Annotated in this window: 17 protein-coding genes and 1 tRNA gene; 11 read left to right on the plus strand and 7 right to left on the minus strand. The window is 75.5% G+C overall.

The genetic code is table 11. The annotated features are described in order from the left end of the window. Positions 1 to 7: 7 nt before the first annotated feature. Complete coding sequence (locus tag ABD158_RS08955) at positions 8 to 934, minus strand: SMP-30/gluconolactonase/LRE family protein (protein ID WP_344006270.1); 927 nt, start codon at positions 932 to 934, stop codon at positions 8 to 10. 89 nt (positions 935 to 1,023) lie between these two features. On the opposite strand from ABD158_RS08955, the gene ABD158_RS08960 reads away from it, so the two are divergent. The 4 genes from ABD158_RS08960 to nirD all read left to right on the plus strand — a co-directional run bounded on the left by ABD158_RS08960 (position 1,024) and on the right by nirD (position 3,926). Then, complete coding sequence (locus ABD158_RS08960; RefSeq protein WP_344006271.1) at positions 1,024 to 1,224, plus strand: hypothetical protein; 201 nt, start codon at positions 1,024 to 1,026, stop codon at positions 1,222 to 1,224. Positions 1,225 to 1,323: 99 nt separating this feature from the next. Then, on the plus strand, positions 1,324 to 2,286 hold the full coding sequence (locus ABD158_RS08965) for a carbamate kinase (protein ID WP_344006273.1): 963 nt from the start codon (positions 1,324 to 1,326) through the stop codon (positions 2,284 to 2,286). Between the two features lie 29 nt (positions 2,287 to 2,315). Then, complete coding sequence (gene bar / locus ABD158_RS08970; protein ID WP_344006275.1) at positions 2,316 to 3,419, plus strand: barbiturase; 1,104 nt, start codon at positions 2,316 to 2,318, stop codon at positions 3,417 to 3,419. Between the two features lie 132 nt (positions 3,420 to 3,551). Further along, positions 3,552 to 3,926 (plus strand): nitrite reductase small subunit NirD, encoded by a 375-nt coding sequence (gene nirD / locus ABD158_RS08975; protein ID WP_344006277.1) that lies wholly within the window; start codon positions 3,552 to 3,554, stop codon positions 3,924 to 3,926. Here the strand turns inward: nirD and ABD158_RS08980 are convergent. Next, entirely contained in the window at positions 3,916 to 4,854 is a 939-nt protein-coding gene (locus tag ABD158_RS08980) for an alpha/beta fold hydrolase (protein ID WP_344006279.1), read from the minus strand. The genes nirD and ABD158_RS08980 overlap by 11 nt on opposite strands. Positions 4,855 to 5,044: 190 nt before the next feature. Beyond that, positions 5,045 to 5,551 (minus strand): 2-C-methyl-D-erythritol 2,4-cyclodiphosphate synthase, encoded by a 507-nt coding sequence (gene ispF / locus ABD158_RS08985; RefSeq protein ID WP_344006281.1) that lies wholly within the window; start codon positions 5,549 to 5,551, stop codon positions 5,045 to 5,047. A gap of 32 nt (positions 5,552 to 5,583) precedes the next feature. On the opposite strand from ispF, the gene ABD158_RS08990 reads away from it, so the two are divergent. Further along, a complete protein-coding gene (locus ABD158_RS08990) occupies positions 5,584 to 7,161 on the plus strand; it encodes a molybdopterin-dependent oxidoreductase (protein ID WP_344006283.1) in 1,578 nt (525 codons plus the stop codon). Between the two features lie 46 nt (positions 7,162 to 7,207). Here ABD158_RS08990 and ABD158_RS08995 read toward each other — a convergent pair whose 3' ends face one another. Continuing rightward, positions 7,208 to 8,527, minus strand: a complete 1,320-nt coding sequence (locus tag ABD158_RS08995) for a C39 family peptidase (protein WP_344006285.1) — start codon at positions 8,525 to 8,527, stop codon at positions 7,208 to 7,210. A gap of 106 nt (positions 8,528 to 8,633) precedes the next feature. Between ABD158_RS08995 and cysS the strand changes: the two genes are divergently transcribed. The 3 genes from cysS to ABD158_RS09010 are packed head-to-tail and all read left to right on the plus strand — an operon-like array spanning position 8,634 to position 12,723. Beyond that, a complete protein-coding gene (gene cysS, locus ABD158_RS09000; protein WP_344006287.1) occupies positions 8,634 to 10,088 on the plus strand; it encodes a cysteine--tRNA ligase in 1,455 nt (484 codons plus the stop codon). Further along, positions 10,088 to 11,092 carry a 23S rRNA (guanosine(2251)-2'-O)-methyltransferase RlmB gene (gene rlmB / locus ABD158_RS09005; RefSeq protein ID WP_344006289.1) on the plus strand — a complete coding sequence of 335 codons (1,005 nt, stop codon included), beginning with the start codon at positions 10,088 to 10,090 and terminating at the stop codon, positions 11,090 to 11,092. The genes cysS and rlmB overlap by 1 nt, the downstream gene beginning before the upstream one ends. Next, a complete protein-coding gene (locus ABD158_RS09010; RefSeq protein WP_344006291.1) occupies positions 11,089 to 12,723 on the plus strand; it encodes a metallophosphoesterase in 1,635 nt (544 codons plus the stop codon). The genes rlmB and ABD158_RS09010 overlap by 4 nt, the downstream gene beginning before the upstream one ends. Positions 12,724 to 12,863: 140 nt before the next feature. Here ABD158_RS09010 and ABD158_RS09015 read toward each other — a convergent pair whose 3' ends face one another. Then, positions 12,864 to 14,582, minus strand: coding sequence for a sulfatase family protein (locus ABD158_RS09015; protein ID WP_344006293.1), 1,719 nt, complete (start codon positions 14,580 to 14,582; stop codon positions 12,864 to 12,866). 231 nt (positions 14,583 to 14,813) lie between these two features. On the opposite strand from ABD158_RS09015, the gene ABD158_RS09020 reads away from it, so the two are divergent. Beyond that, a complete protein-coding gene (locus tag ABD158_RS09020) occupies positions 14,814 to 15,971 on the plus strand; it encodes an acyl-CoA dehydrogenase family protein (protein ID WP_425573182.1) in 1,158 nt (385 codons plus the stop codon). 45 nt (positions 15,972 to 16,016) lie between these two features. Further along, positions 16,017 to 16,496, plus strand: coding sequence for a hypothetical protein (locus ABD158_RS09025; RefSeq protein ID WP_344006297.1), 480 nt, complete (start codon positions 16,017 to 16,019; stop codon positions 16,494 to 16,496). A gap of 16 nt (positions 16,497 to 16,512) precedes the next feature. On the opposite strand, the gene ABD158_RS09030 is transcribed toward ABD158_RS09025, so the two are convergent. Further along, a complete protein-coding gene (locus ABD158_RS09030; protein WP_344006298.1) occupies positions 16,513 to 17,721 on the minus strand; it encodes a DUF4032 domain-containing protein in 1,209 nt (402 codons plus the stop codon). Positions 17,722 to 17,919: 198 nt separating this feature from the next. Continuing rightward, on the minus strand, positions 17,920 to 18,354 hold the full coding sequence (gene soxR, locus ABD158_RS09035; protein ID WP_344006300.1) for a redox-sensitive transcriptional activator SoxR: 435 nt from the start codon (positions 18,352 to 18,354) through the stop codon (positions 17,920 to 17,922). Positions 18,355 to 18,433: 79 nt separating this feature from the next. Between soxR and ABD158_RS09040 the strand changes: the two genes are divergently transcribed. After that, a tRNA-Thr gene (locus ABD158_RS09040) sits at positions 18,434 to 18,506 on the plus strand. Positions 18,507 to 18,508: the final 2 nt, after the last annotated feature.

Below are 18,508 nucleotides of genomic sequence, written 5' to 3' on the forward strand. Positions count from 1 at the left end.
TCGGTCCTCAGGGCCGCCCGGCGTGGGGCACGTCCACGTCGACCGCGCGGATCTCGCCCTCGCGGGCGGCGCTGCGGGCGTGCTCGTCGAAGTCCGGGGCGCAGCACAGGTACAGCGTGCGGCCGTCGGCGCCGCCGAGCGTGCAGGCGTAGACCCCGGTCCCGGGCGACACCGTGTCCACGACCTCCCCGCCCTCGCGGACCCGGACGGCCCGGCCGCCGACGGCGTCGGCGACCCACAGGCACCCCTTGGCGTCGAGACCGCAGCCGTCCGGCGCGACGGCGAGCTGGCCGATGGCCTCCCCGACGGCGGAGGCGGTCGGCGGCTCGCCGAACCGCGCCCAGTCGCGGCGCGGGCCCAGGGCGCCGTCGGGCGCGACGTCGAAGGCGCTCACCCGGTTGCCGAAGGTCTCGTCGACGAGCAGCGTGCCCCCGTCGGGCGTGATCGCGCTGCCGTTCGGGAACCACAGCCCCTCGGCCACCCGGGTCACGGCGCCGTCCGGGTCGACCCGCAGCAGGCCGGTCCGCGCCAGGTCGGCGCCCCCCATGAGGTCGAAGCCGAAGTCGCCGAGGTAGCAGCGTCCCTCGGCGTCGACGACCATGTCGTTGGGGTGACCGCCGACGTGGTCCGAGACGTCGGCGTGGACCACGACGCTGCCGTCGTGCTCGCGCCGCATGAGAGCCGCGTCGCGCATCGACACGAAGACCATCCGCCCGTCGGGCAGCCACCCCAGGCCCGAGGGCTGACCGGGGACCTCCAGCTCGGTGCGCAGGTCGGAGCCGTCGCCGCGCACCGAGTAGTAGGCCTGCGTGTAGAAGTCGGCGAACCAGAGCCGCCCCGCGCCGTCGTCCTCGGAGGGCCGCCAGCGCGGACACTCCGTGAAGGACATGCCGGTGACGACGCGGCGGACAGGGCGGTCGGCGATGGCGGTCATCCGGGCATCCTGGCAGCGCCGGCCCGGGTGTGACAGGGCCCGACCGGGGGAGGCCTGCGGGCACGACCGAGCCCTCCACCCCGCCCGGCGTGATCCCCCACGTGGACGTCCACGACGGCCCGACGCGGGTCCTCCCGGTGACCCCCGGAGGCGCCGTCGACGTGGGGGTGGGCACGCAGGACGGCCTGCGCGGGGCCGGCGTGCTGCTCCCGCCGGGTGGGGCGCTGCCGCACCTGCTCCACCGGGTGCGGTCGACGGGCGAGGCCGAGTCCGGTCCGGCGTCCGGGTGAACCGGGCCGGGCCGTTTGGCAGAACCTGACGACGGACCGGGCGCCGGGTCGTCTCCGGCCACGATGTCGGGGCGTGGCCCGGATCACTACGGTCGGCGCATGCGGGTGGTGGTGGCTCTCGGCGGCAACGCCATGACGGGCCCCGACGGCAGTGCCCGGCCCGAGGACCAGATCGCCGCGGCCGAGACCGCGACGCGTGCCGTCGCGACCCTGCTGGCCGAGGGGTGGGAGGTCGTCCTCACCCACGGCAACGGCCCGCAGGTGGGGAACCTCCTCGTCAAGAACCAGCTCGCCGCCCACGTCGTCCCCCCGGTGCCGCTCGACTGGTGCGTCGCCCAGACCCAGGGCACCCTCGGCTTCGTCCTGCTCGACGCCCTCGACGCCGCGCTGGCCGCCGCCGGGGTCGAGCGGCGTACGGCGACGGTGGTGACGCGGACCCTGGTCGACGCCGACGACCCCGGCTTCGCGACCCCGTCCAAGCCTGTGGGCCGCTACGTCACGGCCGACGAGGCCCGGGTGATGACGGAGCACGGCGAGACCTGGGAGGACCGCGGGGAGCGGGGCTGGCGCCGCGTCGTCGCGTCGCCCGAGCCGCTCGAGATCGTGGACGCCGGCGCCGTCCGCGCGCTGGTCGACGCCGGGTACGTCGTGGTCGCGGCGGGCGGTGGCGGCGTCCCGGTCGTCCGCGCCGCCGACGGCACCCTGCACGGGGTCGAGGCCGTCGTCGACAAGGACCTGGCCGCGGCGCTCCTGGCCGTCGAGGTCGGTGCGGACGTGCTCGTGATCGCGACCGACGTCCCCCAGGTCGTGGCCGGCTGGGGCACGGACCACGAGCGGCCCCTGCGCCAGGTCTGCCGGCGCGACCTGCGCGCGCTCGCCGACGCCGGCGAGTTCGCCGCCGGCTCCATGGGACCCAAGGTCGAGGCCCTGCTGCGCTACGTCGCCCGCGCCGGCAGCCACGCCGCGATCTGCGCCCTCGACGACATCACCGCGGCGGTCGACGGCGGCGCCGGCACCGTCGTGTCCGCCGACGACGAGTCGTTCCTCGACCCGGACGACTGACACCCCGCACACCCCTACGAGAGGAAGCCATGCCCGACGCCATCGAGGTACGCAAGGTCCCGATCCACTCCGTCGCCGACGCCAGCGAGCTGGAGCGGCTGATCGACGACGGGGTGCTGCACGCCGAGCGGGTGGTCGCGATCATCGGCAAGACCGAGGGCAACGGCGGGGTCAACGACTACACCCGGATCATCGCCGACCGCGCCTTCCGGGAGGTGCTCGTCGCGAGGGGCGCGGACCCCGCGAGGGTCGCGGACGTGCCGATCGTGTGGTCCGGCGGCACCGACGGGGTGATCAGCCCCCACGCCACGATCTTCGCCACCGTCCCGCCGGAGGACGTCACGCCGTCCGACGACAAGCGGCTGTCGGTCGGCTTCGCGATGAGCGAGGTGCTCCGGCCCGAGGACATCGGACGCACGGCGATGATCACCAAGGTCGCGGCCGCGGTGGAGGTCGCGATGGAGCGCGCCGGGATCACCGACGTCGCCGACGTCCACTACGTGCAGACCAAGACCCCGCTGCTCACCCTCAGCACCATCGAGGACGCCAAGTCGCGCGGCGAGACGGTCTTCACCGAGGACACGCTGTACTCGATGGACGTCTCCAACGGCGGCACCGCGCTCGGCATCGCCGTCGCGCTCGGCGAGATCGCGATGCCCCGCGACGAGGACGTCCTGAAGGACCGCTCGCTGTACTCGGCGGTCGCGTCCTGCTCCTCGGGCGTCGAGCTCGACCGCGCCCAGGTGGTCGTCGTCGGCAACGCCCACGGCGTCGGCGGGCGCTACCGCATCGGCCACTCCGTGATGGACGACGCCCTCGACGCCGACGGCATCTGGGACGCCGTCCGCGACGCCGGCCTCGACCTGCCCGAGCGTCCCCGCACCGCCGACCTCGACGGCCGGCTCGTCAACGTCTTCCTCAAGTGCGAGGCCTCCGGCGACGGCAAGGTGCGCGGCCGCCGCAACGCGATGCTCGACGACTCCGACGTGCACTGGCACCGCCAGATCAAGGCGGCGGTCGGCGGGGTCACGGCCTCCGTCACCGGCGACCCCGCGGTCTTCGTGTCCGTCTCGGCCGCCCACCAGGGTCCCGACGGCGGCGGCCCCGTCGCCGCGATCGTCGACCTGGGCTGAGCCCGACGGCGACGGGGACCGCCGAGCGGCGGGGCCCGCCGCTCGGCGGCCCCCGCCCCCCGTCCAGGCACCTGTTTCACCCCTGTTACACGACGAAACGACGTGGTGACAGACCGCGCCTACCGTCGAGAGGTGACGTCCGGGCGGAGCGCACGAGCAGGCGCGGAGGAGTGGCAGCCGGTGTGCCGGCTGGAGGACCTGCGGGTCGGTCAGGGTGCCGTGGCACTCGTCCACGGGCAGTCGGTGGCGGTGTTCCGCACCTCGCGCGAGGAGGTGCACGCGGTCGGCAACCACGACCCGTTCCTGCACACCCAGAGCGTGTCGCGCGGGATCGTCGGGGCGCGCGACGGCGTGCCGTTCGTCGGCTCGGCCCGTCACGGGCACGCCTTCGACCTGGTCACGGGGCGCTGCCTCGACGACGAGCACGCCGCGCTCCCGGCGTACCCGGTGCGGATCGTCGACGGCCGGGTCCTCGTGGGCCCGCGACGGGTGGACCTCAGCGCCTGAGGGCCTCGCGGGCGATCGCCCCGTCCACCAGCTCGGCCAGCAGCGTGCTCACCAGCCGCGGCCGCTCGAGGGTGAGCATGTGACCGGCGCCGGGGGCGACCAGCAGCCGCGCACCGGGGCAGGCGGCGGCGATCGCGCGGGCGTGGCGCGGGGCGGTGAGCCTGTCGGCCGAGCCGACGACGACCGTCACCGGGCGCCCGGCGTACGCCGCGAGCGCCGGGCCGCGCTCGTGACCCATGAGGTCGCGGTAGAAGCCCTCCATCGTGGTCGGGGGACAGTTGATGATCTGGTCGACGACCAGTCCCACGTCGCGCGGGGGCTTGACGTCGCCGAAGAGGTAGCGGCGCACGATCATGCGCTCCGTCAGCGGGGTCCGGCGGCGCTTGGAGCGCGACAGGGAGCGGGCGCGGGTGGCCAGCAGCCGCGGGATCTGCTCGCGCACGCGGGTCCCGCCGGCGCCCGGGATCCCCAGCGTGACGGTGTCGAGGCCGCCGCTGGAGGTCGCGCAGAACAGGACGCCGTCGACGCGCTCCACCAGGTCGGGGCGCTGCTCGGCGAGCGCCATGAGCGTCATGCCGCCGATCGAGTGGCCCGCCAGCACCAGCCGGCCGGTCGGGGCGAACGCGTCGAGGAGGTCCCCGAGGTCGCGCCCGAGGTCGGCGATCGTGCACGCGGCCGTGGGGGCGGCGTCGGAGTCGCCGTGGCCGCGGGCGTCCCAGGTCAGCACCCGGATCCGGCCGCCGTACGCCGCGAGCAGGTCGTGGACCTGGTGGTGCCAGTCCTCGCGGTCCGCGGTCCAGCAGTGCGCCAGCACGACGGTCAGCGGCGGACGCCCGTCGACGGAGTCCGGCCCGTCCAGGCGGACGGCGAGGCGCAGCCCGTCGTGGGTGCGGAGCTCCTGCGGGGCGGGGGTGGTCGTCGCGGGCACCCGCCGATGTTCCCATGACACGGTGTCGCAGGCACCGTGGCTTCCACCACGCGGGTCGGCCCGCGGCCCACGACGCGCGAGTCGGCGTCGGTGTGCGGCGTACGGCGCGCGAGTCGGCGCCGGTGTGCGGTGGCGCTGCACGCACGCGCCGACTCGGGCCCTCCGGGGCGCACGCCCGCGCCGACTCGGCTCAGATGACGGTGGCGGTCGCGATGGCGGCGACGCCCTCGCCGCGGCCGGTGAGGCCGAGGCCGTCGGTGGTCGTCGCCGACAGCGACACGGTGCCGCCGGTCGCGGCGGCCAGCGCCTCCTGGGCCTCGGCGCGCCGACCGGACAGGCGGGGGCGCTCCCCGACGACCTGGACGGCGACGTGCCCGACCTGGAAGCCGGCCTCCCGCACCAGCCGCGCCGTCTCGGCGAGCAGCGCCGTGCCGGCGGCGCCCTTCCACCGCGGCTCGGAGGTGCCGAAGCGCGAGCCCAGGTCGCCCAGCCCGGCCGCCGACAGCAGCGCGTCGCACGCCGCGTGCGCCGCCACGTCCCCGTCGGAGTGGCCCGCCAGGCCCCGCGGCTCGTCGGGCCAGGCCAGGCCGGCGAGGTGCATGGGCACGCCCTCGACCAGGCGGTGGACGTCGGTGCCGACCCCCGTGCGGGGCAGTCGGGTCGCGGGTGTCGGTGCGCTCTCCACGTCGGTGATCATGCCCCGTGGGGTCGTGGGGAAGAATCAGCACCATGCACACACCGCGAGGCGCCTGGTCGTTGGCCGGGCTGTTCGCGGGCCTGGGCGGCGTCGCGGCCTCCCACCTGGTCGCGGCGCTGCTCCACGTGCGGGAGTCGCCCGTCGTCGCCGTCGCCGAGACCGTCGTGCGGCTGCTGCCGACGCCCGTGGTGGAGTGGGGGATCGAGGCCTTCGGCTCGTTCGACAAGGTCGTCCTGGTCGTCGTCATCGTGCTCCTGCTCGCGGCCGTCTTCACCTGGGCCGGACGCCTGGCGCGGCGCCGGTCCTGGCTCCCCGCGGTCCCGTACGGCGTGCTGGCCGGCGTCGGGGCCGTCGCGGTGCTCCTGCGGCCCGGGGCCACCACCTCGGTCGACCTCGCGCCGGTCGCGGCCGGCCTGCTGGTCTGGCTGGGCCTGACCGCCGCCCTGACCGCGCCCCTGCGCCGCCAGGACGCCGAGGCCGCCGAGGCCGCCCCCGGGCCCGGGGGCCGCGACGACGACGGCGAGGACTCCGTGCTCGTCGAGCCCAGCCGCCGCACGTTCCTGACCGCGGTCGGCGCGGTCGCCGTGCTCTCGGTCGGCGCGGCGCTCGGCGGCGAGGTCCTCAGCCGCACCCGCCGCGGCATCGAGCGGGCCCGGTCGCTCCTCGCCCTCGACGTGAGCCGCCCGATGCCGCCGCCCGCGGCGCGCGTCGAGGTCGAGGGGATCAGCCCCTGGATGACCCGCAACGGTGACTTCTACCGCATCGACACCGCGTTCGCCGTTCCCACGATCGACCCCGCCGACTGGCAGCTGCGCATCCACGGCCTGGTCGAGCGCGAGGTCGTCGTCGACTTCGCCGACCTCGTCGACCAGCCCCTCACCGAGGCCTGGGCGACGCTGAGCTGTGTGTCCAACGAGGTCGGTGGCGACCTGATCGGCAACGCCTGGTGGAGCGGCGTGCCGACCCGCGACCTGCTCGCGCTGGCGGGTCCGGTCGACGGCGCCGACGCCGTCATGCAGACCTCCGAGGACGGGTGGACCTGCGCCACGCCGCTCGAGGCGCTGACCGACGACCGGCCCGCGATGCTGGCCGTCGCCATGAACGGCGAGCCGCTGCCGGTCGAGCACGGGTTCCCGGTGCGCGCGGTCGTGCCGGGCCTGTACGGCTACGTCTCGGCCTGCAAGTGGGTCGTCGACTGGGAGGTCACCCGCTTCGACGACGTCTCGGCGTACTGGACCGAGCGCGGCTGGTCCGAGGAGGGCCCGGTCAAGCTCGGCTCCCGGATCGACGTGCCGACCGCCGGCGCCGACCTCGACCCCGGCGACGTGGTCGTCGCCGGCGTCGCCTGGCGCCAGCACACGGGCATCGCCGGCGTGCAGGTCTCCGTCGACGGCGGCGCCTGGACCGACGCCGAGGTCGCCTCGGCCGACCTGCCCGACTCCTGGGTCCAGTGGCGCGCCGTCCTGCCCGCCCCGGCGGCGGGCGACCACGCCGTGCGCGTGCGGGCGATCGACGCCGACGGCGAGGTGCAGACCGGCGCCGAGGCCGCGCCGGCTCCCGACGGCGCCACCGGCTGGCACGAGGTCGACTTCAGCGTGCGCGAGGCCTGAGCGGCGTCGGCCCGGGGGTCCGGGGCCCGGCCGTGGCCGGCCGGTCTCACCAGTTGCGGGTGGCTCCGGCGACGCGGCCGGGCAGGCGCTTCTCGTCGCGCACGACGTACACCAGGCCGCCGGACTTCGGGATCCAGGCGTTCTCGAACTGCGCGCGGTCGTAGGTGCGGCGCACGCCGGCGTTGGACGACGCGGCCGGGTCGTTGACGACCACGTCGCCGGAGCGGGTGAACCCGACGATCACCAGCAGGTGGCCGTTGCTGGAGGAGATCGGCGCCCCCGTGAGCTGGCCGGAGCCGAAGCGGATCGAGGCGACCAGCGGGATCCCCGCGACGACGAACTTCTCGGCCTCGCGCAGCGAGCGCAGGCGGGTGACGAAGGCGTTGGCCACGTGCTGCGCGGCGTACGCCGTGCCGAACGGCCAGTTGCCGGCGCCGCGGTAGCCGTAGTCGTAGCTCATGCGGGCCGCGTGGTCGACGAACGGGTCGGGGCCGGAGGTCCAGGCCGTCGTCCGCGGACCGGGCAGCGAGCGGTGGTAGCCCAGCACCATCGAGATCGACGTGGGGCTGCACCAGGCCTCGCCGCCGTTGCCGTACTGGGGGTGGTGGCCGCGGTGGATCATCTGCGAGTACGACGGGACGTCCAGCACGCGCCCGCGCGCCTCGCCCGGCGCGGAGACCGGCACCCGGGCGTCCGAGGGCAGACGGCTGACCATCGCGCCGACGGTGTCGAGCGTCGGCACGGCGCCGCCGGCCCCCGCGGCGCGGAAGAGCGTCGCGCGGAGCTGCCACGCCCCCAGGCCCTCGGCGCGGTTCGCGACCCAGGTGTCGACGTTGACGCGGGCCAGGTCGTCGTCCTGACCGGAGATCGTGGTGCGCCGGCGGTGGGCGTCACCGGAGGTCCACTCCGCGAGCGTGTCCCACGAGGACGTCGCCCCGCCGCCCTTGCCGCGGACCTCGACCCGGACCCAGCTGTTGCCGGGGGTGGTGGCGTCCCACGAGGCGACGAGCTCGGTCAGCCCGTAGCCCGGCCGCGTCCACGGGGAGGTCCACGACCCGGCCGACCAGCGCTGGCCGCCCACCGAGACCACCGGCGCGCCGGTGCGCAGCCGCACGGCGCCCTTCGCGACGTAGGTGTGCTGCCGGGCGCCCTTCGCGAGCTGGGGCCCGGTGGCCCACTCCCGGTAGGTGATCCGGCGACCGGTGGTCTCCGCCGAGGCGGAGGGCGTGGCGGCGGCGACGGCGGCCACGGCGCCCGGAGCGGTCGCGGTGGACACGACGACCGGGGCGACCAATGCGGGGGCGAGCAGGGTGGCGGCGAGGGGGAATCCGAGCAGGGTGGCGCGGACCGTGGGGAAGGACGGCATGTCCAGCAGGGTAGGTGCTCGAGTCACTCCTGTCCCACGAGTCACAGACCTCGGCGTGTGCGCCCGCGCGGTGCGGGCTGTCCGTGCCGGTCAATAGACTCCGCCCATGGCCCTGCGACTGCACGACACCGCCACCCGGGAGGTGCGCGACTTCGTGCCCCTCCGCGAGGGCGAGGCCGGCATCTACCTGTGCGGCCTCACCGTCCAGTCCGCGCCCCACGTCGGGCACGTCCGCTCCGGGGTCTGCTTCGACGTGCTGCGGCGGTGGCTGACCGTGCGCGGCTACGCGGTCACCTTCATCCGCAACGTCACCGACATCGACGACAAGATCCTCGCCAAGGGCGCGGAGCAGGGCGTGCCGTGGTGGGCGCTGACGGCGACCAACAAGCGCCTGCTCGACGAGGCGTACGCCCTGCTCAACGTGGCCCCGCCGACCTACGAGCCCGCCGCCACCGGCCACGTGCCGGAGATGCTCGAGCTGATCGCGCTCCTGGTCGAGCGCGGCCACGCCTACCCGGCCGCCGACGACTCCGGCGACGTCTACTTCGACGTCGCCTCCTGGCCGGCGTACGGCGAGCTCACCCGCCAGCGGGTCGACGACATGGAGGCGGCCGGCGACGCGGACCCGCGCGGCAAGCGCGACCCGCGCGACTTCGCGCTCTGGAAGGGCGCGAAGCCCTCGGAGCCCGCGAGCGCCTCGTGGCCGAGCCCCTGGGGCCGGGGCCGCCCGGGCTGGCACATCGAGTGCTCGGCGATGGCCGCGAAGTACCTGGGCGCCGCCTTCGACATCCACGGCGGGGGCGTGGACCTGCGCTTCCCCCACCACGAGAACGAGCAGGCCCAGTCCCGGGCCGCCGGCGGCGACTTCGCGTCGTACTGGCTGCACAACGCCTGGATCACCACCGCCGGCGAGAAGATGAGCAAGTCGCTCGGCAACTCGCTGCTGGTGCCCCACGTGCTCGAGCGGGTGCGGGGCGTGGAGCTGCGCTACTACCTGGTCGCGGCGCACTACCGCAGCCACGTGGAGTTCAGCTTCGAGGCACTGGAGGAGGCCGCCACGTCGTACCGGCGCGTCGAGGGCTTCCTGGCGCGCGTCGGTGCCCCGGCGACCACGGTCGACGGCCCCCTGCTGGACCGGCTCCCGCCCGCGTTCGTCGCCGCGCTCGACGACGACCTCGGCACGCCGGCGGCCGTGGGCGCCCTGCACGACGCGGTGCGCGAGGGCAACCGGCTGCTCGCCGGCGGCGGCGCGGACGCGACCGCCCGTGCCGCCGAGGTCGCCGACGGCGTCCGGGCGATGCTCGACGTGCTGGGCCTCGACCCCGCCGACCCGGCCTGGGGCTCGCGCGCCGCGGGCGACGCCGAGGACCGGCTCACCGGCGTCGTCGACTCCCTGGTCACGGCCCTGCTCGCCGAGCGTGCCGAGGCGCGGGCGGCGAAGGACTTCGCGACCGCCGACGCCATCCGCGACCGCCTCGCCGCCGCCGGCCTCGAGGTCACCGACACCCCCGACGGCTCCGCCTGGAGCCTGTCCGACGACCCCCAGAGAGGCCCCGCCTGATGGCCGGCAACTCCCAGCGCCGCGGCGCGACCCGCAAGTCCTCCAAGGCCCCCACCGCCGGATCCGGCGGACGGGTGCGACGCGGCCTCGAGGGCAAGGGACCCACCCCGAAGGCCAAGGACCGTCCCAACCACAAGGCGTACGCCGCGGCGAAGGGCCCGGCGGCCTCGTCGACGTCCTCGCAGAAGGGCGGTGGACGAGGCTCCCGCGGCCCCGCGGGCAAGTCGCGTCGCGACGGCACCGAGGCCGAGTGGATCGCGGGGCGCAACCCGGTCGTCGAGGCGCTGCGGGCCGACCTGCCCATCACCGGGCTCTACGTGGCCGACGGCGCCGAGCGCGACGGCCGGATGCGCGAGGCGTTCGCGCTCGCGGCCGACAAGGGCCTGTCCCTCAACTCCGCCTCGCGCGCCGACCTCGACCGGCTCACCAACGGCGCGGTCCACCAGGGGCTCGCCGCCCGGCTCCCGCCGTACTCCTACGCCCACCCCGAGGACCTCCTCGGCCTGGCCGACGAGGCGGACGAGCCGGCGCTGATCGTCGCGCTCGACTCCGTGACCGACCCCCGCAACCTGGGCGCCGTCGTGCGCTCGGCCGCGGCGTTCGGCGCCCACGGCGTGGTCGTGCCCGAGCGGCGCGCCGCCGGGATGACCGCGTCGGCCTGGAAGACCTCCGCGGGAGCGGCCGCCCGGGTGCCGGTGGCGCGGGCGACCAACCTGGTCCGCACGCTGAAGGAGTACGCCGACGCCGGCTGCATGATCGTCGGCCTCGCCGGCGACGGCGGCCCCGAGGGCGGCCCCGACACCGTGGACCTGCCCGGCCTCGAGCTCGCCGACGGCCCCCTGGTGCTCGTCGTCGGGGCCGAGGACGACGGACTCGCCCGGTTGACCCGCGAGACCTGCGACCAGCTGGTCCGGATCCCGATGGCTCCCGGCGTGGAGTCGCTGAACGCCGGCGTCGCCGCCGGCGTCGCCCTCTACGAGATCGCGCGGCTGCGGTCGGCGTGACCCTGCGCGACCGGCTCCGGCCCACGCGGCGCGGCCTCGCCGTCGCGGGTGCCCTGGCCCTGGTGTGGCTGGTGGTGGCGGTCGCGGTGGCGGTGCCGGCGTTCCTCGGCAGCAGCCGCACCGTCGTGCTCGCCAGCCACGACGCCCTGCTGAGCCCCACCACCGAGGGCTGGCTGACGGTCAACAGCGGGCCGGTGCTGCCCGACGTCCGGCTGCCCTCGCCCGCGCCCTACGGCGGGCTGGAGATCACCCTCGGCAAGACGGAGGCGGCGACCACCGAGGAGCTCGTCGACCGCTACGCGTTCATCGCCAGCCAGCCGGACGCCCAGGTCGACATCGTCGTCGGCGCGGTCGAGGACATGGCGGTCTCGGCGATCCTGCGCGGCGCCGTCGCCGGGCTGGTGCCGGTCGGGGTGTGGCTGCTGCTGGGCCGGGTCCGGCGCCTCGAGCTGCTGCGACGGGTGCGCACGCCGGGCGCGGTGGTGGTCGCCTCGGGCCTGGCGCTCGCGGTCCTCACCGCCTGGCAGCCCTGGGTCGACACCCCCGACGCGATCACCGACGTCGAGGAGTGGGAGACGCTGCAGGACTTCGTCGGTCCCGACGTCCCGGTCCCGGCCGCGGCGGCCGCCGTCGAGATCCGCACCGACGTCACCACCCAGCAGACCCGCGGCCTGATCCAGGGGGCGGTCGACACCTACGAGGCGTCGCAGACCTTCTACGACGACGCGGCCGAGGCCGCCGGCGGTCTCGAGCTCCGCGAGCCGGAGGACGACGAGACCGTGGCCGTCCTCGTCTCCGACCGCCACGACAACATCGGGATGGACCGGGTCGCCCGGGCCATCGCGGACGCCGCGGGCGCGACCGCGGTGCTCGACGCGGGTGACGACACCTCCAGCGGACGCTCGTGGGAGGCGTTCAGCCTCGACTCGCTGGACGCCGCGTTCTCCGACTACGAGGGCCGCTTCTCGGTCACCGGCAACCACGACACCGGGCCCTTCGTGCCGGGCTACCTCGCCGAGCTCGGCTGGGACGTCCTCGACGGCATGGGGGAGGAGGACCCGGGACCGGTCGAGGGACCCGGCGGCTCGGTCCTGTTCGGCGTGCCCGACCCGCGCAGCAGCAGCCTGACCCCGGACCGCGACGCCGTCGGCGCGTCGTTCGACGAGGTGCGGGCCGACCTCGCCGACGAGCTCTGCCGGCTCGCCGACGAGGGGGAGCGCGTTGACACGCTGCTCGTCCACGACGCCAACCTCGGCAACCGGGCGCTGGCCCGCGGCTGCGTCGGCCTCGTGCTCGGGGGCCACGTCCACACCCGGATCGGGCCCGAGGCCTACGAGGGCGAGAACGGCGAGCGCGGCGTCCGCTACACCAACGGCACCACCGGCGGCGCCGCGTTCGCGATCGCCGTCGGCTCCAAGCCGCGCCGCGCCGCCGAGGTCACCCTCCTGACCTACCGCGACGGCGAGGCGGTCGGCCTGCAGTACGTCGTCCTGCAGACCAACGGCGACGTCGAGGTCGGTGACTACGTCGAGCTGGCGGACGTGGCGATCGCCGAGGAGCCCCTCACCGGCGTGCCCGCCGAGCCCACCGAGGAGCAGCCCCGTCTCGGCCCCGAGGACCCCGCCGCCTGACGAGTCGGCCCGGGTGCGCACGATCCGACCCCCGAGTCGGCCCTGATGCGCACGATCCGAGCCCCGAGTCGGCCCGGATGCGCGTCGCGGCTGCACGCGAGCGCCGACTCGGCGTCCCCGGGCTGCCCGTGAGCGCCGGGTCAGCGGTAGCCGTAGACCCGCTGCAGCCGACGCTGGTACGACGTGCCGCGCGTGCGGTTGCCGGCCGCGGTCGCGCGGAGCAGGGCGGGCAGCTCCGCGCGGCAGGCACCGCCGCGACAGTTCCGCGTGGCGTCCCAGACCCGCCGCAGGGCGCGGCGCTCGTCGGCGTACCGGGGGTCGCCGGTCACGCTGCGCAGCTGGAACGGGTCGCGCGCCAGGTCGTAGAGCTCGTCGGCGCCGACACGGTGGCGGAAGTAGGCGTAGCGCGACGTCCGCACCCCGATGGTCGTGCGGGGCCCGGAGAACCCCTGCTTCGGCCGCAGGCGAGAGGTGCGGACGGCCTCGGTCGGCACCGGCTGCGTCCACCCGCGGTCACGCTCGAGGCTGGGCACGCGGCTGGTGCCGTCGAGGGCCCACGGCATCCGCGCGCCGGCCAGGTCGAGCACGGTCGCGGCGAGGTCGACCGTCGAGACGGGGTCGTAGCGGGACCCGCCGGAGCGGAAGCCGGGCCCGGTGACGACCAGCGGGACGCGCAGGGACGGGTCGTGCGGCCAGACCTTGCCCTGGCGCAGCCGGTGCTCGCCGAGCAGGTAGCCGTTGTCGGAGGTGAAGGCCAGCACGGTGTCGGACCACTCGCCGCGCTGCTTGAGCGCGCGCACCAGGCGCCCCACCTGCCGGTCCATCACGTGGATCGACTCGGCGCGCTGCCGGGCGACCTCGCGGATCGCCGCCCACTCCCGCGCGGTCGGCTCGGGGCGGCTGCGGATGGCCGGCGGCTTGTCCGACATGTCGCGCTCGGCGGGCCCGGAGCGCGGGCGTCCGGGGGAGCGGGTGACGAGACGGTCGAAGCGGCCCTTCACCCAGCCGGGGCGGGCGGGGGTCACCAGCCCGAGCAGCCGGCCGTCGCGGTCGCGGACCCCGCGCGGGTCGTCGGGCTCGGCGGGCGCGCCGTGGTGCGGGGCGACGTAGTTGACGTTGAGGAAGAAGGGCGCCCGCCCCGACACCCGCCGCAGCGTGTCCAGCGACAGGTCACCGATCACGTCGGTCTGGTAGCGCCCCCGGTAGCGGTTGTCGATCCGGCCGTTGCGGTTGTACGGCGTGTCGAAGTAGTCGTAGGTGCCGCCGTGGATGCCGTCGCGCCCGGGGTTCTCGATCGCCGCGTGCCACTCGTCCCAGCCCCGCGGCACGTAGCGGTACGACGGGCCGCCGCTGACCCGGGAGTCCATCACGCCGTACCCGTTGAGGTACTTGCCGACGAAGCCGGTGCGGTAGCCCTGCCGGCGCAGCGCCGTGGCCAGGGTCCGGGAGTCGTCGAAGGAGCCGTAGCCCCACGGCCGCTCGTGGGAGAGGACCCGGTGGTTGTGCGCCAGCCGGCCGGTGAGGAACGACGCCCGGGCCGGGCAGCAGAGCGGGTAGTTGGAGAACGCGTTGCGGAACGTCAGCCCGTCGCGCGCCACCAGCCGCCGCAGGGTGGGCGCGAAGCGCAGGTCGTCGTGGCGCATGTCGTCGGCCATGACGACCACGACGTTGGGTCGCGCGGGCAGCGCCGCGGGCCGCCGGTCGGGGCGCGCGCCGCCCGGCGCCGCGGGCACGGCCCCCTCGGCCGTGCTGCCGGCGGGCGCGCGGCCCTCCGGCACGAGCACGTGCACCCCCACGACCAGCGCGATCGCGAGCACGATCGCCAGCAGCAGCGTGGACAGCGTCGTCCTGATCCCCATGTCGTGCCTTCCCCCGAGGTGGTCCCACCCGTGTGACGCCGTGGGCGCGCCGGAGGTTGCCCGGGCGGCCGCTCGTCCCGCAGATCGTCGCGCACCCCGACCCCGGGACCCGTGAGGAGCGCGCCCCGCGTGGCGTCGTACGGCGGGGACCGCGACCGGGGCGACCGCGCCGCCGGGCTGTTGGGCGGGGTGCCCGCGGGTGGCGGCGCGCCTACCATGGGTGCCATGTCCTTGGACGTCCAACGAATCCTGCCGACCCCCGAGGCCGAGGACCTGCTCGCGCTGGTCCGCGAGCTCGCCCGCGAGGAGCTCGCGCCCCAGGTGGAGGCCGCGGAGGCGGAGTCCCGCTTCCCGGGCGACGCCTACGCGCTGCTGGGCAAGTCGGGGCTGATGAGCCTGCCCTTCGCCGAGCGGTGGGGCGGCGGCGAGCAGCCCTACGAGGTCTACCTGCAGGTCGTCGAGGAGCTCGCCGCCGTGTGGCCGAGCCTGGCGGTCGGGGTCTCGGTGCACGCGCTGACCGCGACGGTGCTCGACCGCAACGGCACGGACGAGCAGCGCGAGACCTGGCTGCCCCGGATGCTGGGCGGGGAGTGGCTCGGCGCCTACTGCCTGTCCGAGGCGCAGGCCGGCTCCGACGTCTCGGGGATCCGGACCCGGGCCGTCCACGAGGACGGACCCGACGGCGGCGCCTACGTCGTGAGCGGCACCAAGGCGTGGATCTCCAACGGCCCCCACGCCGACTACTACGTCCTGTTCGCCCGGACCTCCGAGGACGCCCGCTCGGGGCTGTCGGCCTTCCTGGTGCCCTCGGACACGCCGGGCATCGGCCACGGCGCGCCCGAGCGCAAGATGGGGCTCCACTGCGACCCCACCAGCCAGGTGATGTTCGAGCGCACCCGCGTCCCCGCCGCGCAGCGCATCGGCGAGGAGGGCCGCGGGATGGCGGTCGCACTGTCCGCCCTGGACGCCGGCCGCCTCGGCATCGCCGCCGTCGCCACCGGCATCGCCCAGGCGGCGCTGTCCCTGGCGGTCTCGTACGCCGGGCAGCGCGAGCAGTTCGGGCAGCGCATCGGCGACTTCCAGGGCGTGCAGTTCATGCTCGCCGACATGGCGGCCGCCACCGGCGCGGCCCGCGCGGCGTACCTGCACGCGGCGCGGCTCAAGGACGCCGGCAAGCCGTTCGGCCCCGAGGCCAGCATCGCCAAGCTCACCGCCAGCGACGCGGCGGTGAAGGTCACCACCGACGCCGTGCAGGTGCTTGGCGGGGCGGGCTACACCGCGGACTTCCCCGCGGAGCGGCTGTTCCGCGACGCCAAGATCACGCAGATCTTCGAGGGCACCAACCAGATCCAGCGCATGGTGATCGGGCGGTCCCTGCTCAGGCGGTGAGGAATGAGGTCACGGGCTGACCTGAGGGCCGGGGAGGGTGGCGGCATGACGCACCGCAGACCGAGCCCTCCGACCCGCACGAGCCGCCCGACGCGTTCGGTGGCGCAGAAGATGGGGGTCCGGGCGGGCTCACGGGCCCGTCTGGTCGACGCCCCGCCCGGGGTCGCGGACGAGCTCGGCCTGCCCGGTCTGCGGTGGGTCGGGGCGGGCGAGGAGGCCGACCACCTGCACCTGTTCGTCGTCACGGAGGCGGGGATGCGGACGTCGTTCGCGGCCGTGGCCGCCGACCTCGCCCCCGGGGGCGCGCTGTGGGTGTCGTGGCCCAGGGGGAGGCGCCGGGGCGCGGACCTGACCCTCCGCGAGGTCATCGCCGTCGGCTACGACGGCGGGCTGGTCGAGAGCACGTGCCTGCGCGTCGACGACACCTGGGCCGGCCTGCGCTTCACCCACCCGAGGCCCGGCCGGGTCTACGCCAACAGCTACGGCACGCTGCCCTGGCAGCGCCCGGCCGACCGCCGGCCCTGAGCCGGGCCGGGGCGCCTCACTCCGGGGTGGTCAGCGCCTCGTCGGGCCGCGACGGCAGCTCGGTGGCCAGGTAGTCGCGGGCGGCGTCGAAGATGTCCGTCTCCGTGCCTGCGCGCTCGGAGAGGTACCAGCGGTGCTCGAGGATCTCGTGGAAGATCTCGGCCGGCTCCAGCTTGCCCAGGCCCTCGGGCGGGATCATCGAGATGATCGGCTCGTAGACCTGGTTCATCCACCGGTTGGCGACCAGCGACCGGTCCTCGCGCCCGAGGTCGAAGTGGGCGGTGAAGGCCGCGAGGTCGTTGAGGAGCCGTCGGGCCTGGCCGTCCTCCACGTTCATGCCGGTGAGGGCCTGCAGCTCGCGGCAGTGGTGGCCGAGCTCGACGACCCGCGGCTGGATCCGGATCTCGTCGCCGGCGAGGTCGGTGACGATGTCGAGCTCGTCGACGTCGAAGCCGAGGTCGTTGAGCCGTTCGATGCGACGCTCGATCCGCCACATCTCGTCGGTGGAGAACCGCTCCTCGCTGGTCAGCTCCGTCCACAGCGCGTCGTACCGCTCACGGACCAGCGCGACCACGTCGTGCGCGCGCAGCTCGCCCTCGACGGCGTGCGCGGCCTGGAGGTCGAGCAGCTCGGCGAAGACGTTCTCGCAGCCCACGGTCACGTCGTGCTCGCGCATCCCGCGCGAGAGGGTCGGGCGCAGCTCACCGGTCTCGGCGTCGACCAGGTACGCCGAGAACTCGCCCGCGTTGCGCCGGAACAGCACGTTGGACAGCGACACGTCGCCCCAGAAGAAGTCCGACAGGTGCAGCCGCACCAGCAGCACCACCAGCGCGTCGACCAGCGAGGGGATGTTGTCGGCCCTCAGGCCGTGGCTGAACAGGCTGCGGTAGGGCAGCGAGAACCGCAGGTGCTCGGTCACCAGCGCCGCCGGCAGCTCCTCGCCGTCCGCGTCGACCCGGCCGGCGACCACGCCCTGCGGGGCCACCGCCGGCAGCCCGAGGCGCCCGAGGTCGCGCAGCGTCCGGTACTCGCGGAACGCGATCGGCTCCTGGGTCTCCTTCACCGCGTACGTCCGCGCGCCGAGGCGCACCATCCGCACCACGTGGCGCGACAGCCCGCGGGGGAGCGGCACGACGAACTCCTCGCCCCACTCCTCCAGGGGCGTCGACCAGGGCAGGCTCACGATCGCGGGGTCCGGCCTGGTCGCGACGATGCGCAGGGCCATGGGCTCACAGTAGGGCCCCGCGACCCGGCGCGACCCGGCCGCGACCCGGCGGTTTCACCAGGTATGTCACGGAACCCTCACTCCTCGCGCCGCGCACGCCGCGAGAAGTGACACCCGGACGACATACCTGGTGAAACCGCGCGTCGCGCCCGGGCCCGCGTCGCGCCCGGGCCCCGGGCCCGGTCGTACGGGGTGGGCTCAGGACGGCTCGAGGAACACGGCGCCCGGGCCGCGGTCGGCGACCTCGTCGCCGGGGTTGCGCAGGGCGCAGGTGCGCAGGCTGAGGCAGCCGCAGCCGATGCAGTCGTCGAGGTGGTCGCGCAGGCGCTCGATCCGGGCGAGCTGCTCGTCGAGGCGGGTGCGCCAGGCGGCCGACAGCCGCGCCCAGTCGGCCTTGGTCGGGGTGCGGCCGGCGGGCAGCGAGTCGAGCGCCTCCGCGACCTCCTCCAGCGTCAGACCCACCCGCTGCGCGGCCCGCACGAAGGCGATCCGGCGCAGGACGGCGGGCGCGTAGCGGCGCTGGTTGCCGGCGGTGCGTTCCGCCGTGATCAGTCCGCGGCCCTCGTAGAATCGCAACGCCGACGTGCTCACCCCGGAGCGCTCGGCGACCTCCCCGATCGTCAGCCCACGCATGCCGCGAGGATGCCCGGACCTCGAGCGAGGTTCAAGTCCGCCGCCGGATACGCTGCTGCCGCGGGCCGGACGTCCGCGCGCCGGTGTAGCTCAGTTGGTAGAGCGCCTCACTTGTAATGAGGATGTCGCGGGTTCGACTCCTGTCACCGGCTCG

This window comes from Nocardioides lentus, from assembly GCF_039529515.1.
Lineage (GTDB): Bacteria > Actinomycetota > Actinomycetes > Propionibacteriales > Nocardioidaceae > Nocardioides > Nocardioides lentus.

Excerpts from the sequence above, each read along its gene's own strand:
- soxR (WP_344006300.1), bottom strand. The coding sequence starts at position 18,354 with ATGCGTGGGCTGACGATCGGGGAGGTCGCCGAGCGCTCCGGGGTGAGC.
- ABD158_RS09015 (WP_344006293.1), bottom strand. The coding sequence starts at position 14,582 with ATGGGGATCAGGACGACGCTGTCCACGCTGCTGCTGGCGATCGTGCTC.
- ABD158_RS08965 (WP_344006273.1), top strand. The coding sequence starts at position 1,324 with ATGCGGGTGGTGGTGGCTCTCGGCGGCAACGCCATGACGGGCCCCGAC.
- ABD158_RS08955 (WP_344006270.1), bottom strand. The coding sequence starts at position 934 with ATGACCGCCATCGCCGACCGCCCTGTCCGCCGCGTCGTCACCGGCATG.
- ABD158_RS08990 (WP_344006283.1), top strand. The coding sequence starts at position 5,584 with ATGCACACACCGCGAGGCGCCTGGTCGTTGGCCGGGCTGTTCGCGGGC.
- ispF (WP_344006281.1), bottom strand. The coding sequence starts at position 5,551 with ATGATCACCGACGTGGAGAGCGCACCGACACCCGCGACCCGACTGCCC.
- bar (WP_344006275.1), top strand. The coding sequence starts at position 2,316 with ATGCCCGACGCCATCGAGGTACGCAAGGTCCCGATCCACTCCGTCGCC.
- ABD158_RS08995 (WP_344006285.1), bottom strand. The coding sequence starts at position 8,527 with ATGCCGTCCTTCCCCACGGTCCGCGCCACCCTGCTCGGATTCCCCCTC.
- ABD158_RS09030 (WP_344006298.1), bottom strand. The coding sequence starts at position 17,721 with ATGGCCCTGCGCATCGTCGCGACCAGGCCGGACCCCGCGATCGTGAGC.
- rlmB (WP_344006289.1), top strand. The coding sequence starts at position 10,088 with ATGGCCGGCAACTCCCAGCGCCGCGGCGCGACCCGCAAGTCCTCCAAG.
- ABD158_RS09025 (WP_344006297.1), top strand. The coding sequence starts at position 16,017 with ATGACGCACCGCAGACCGAGCCCTCCGACCCGCACGAGCCGCCCGACG.
- cysS (WP_344006287.1), top strand. The coding sequence starts at position 8,634 with ATGGCCCTGCGACTGCACGACACCGCCACCCGGGAGGTGCGCGACTTC.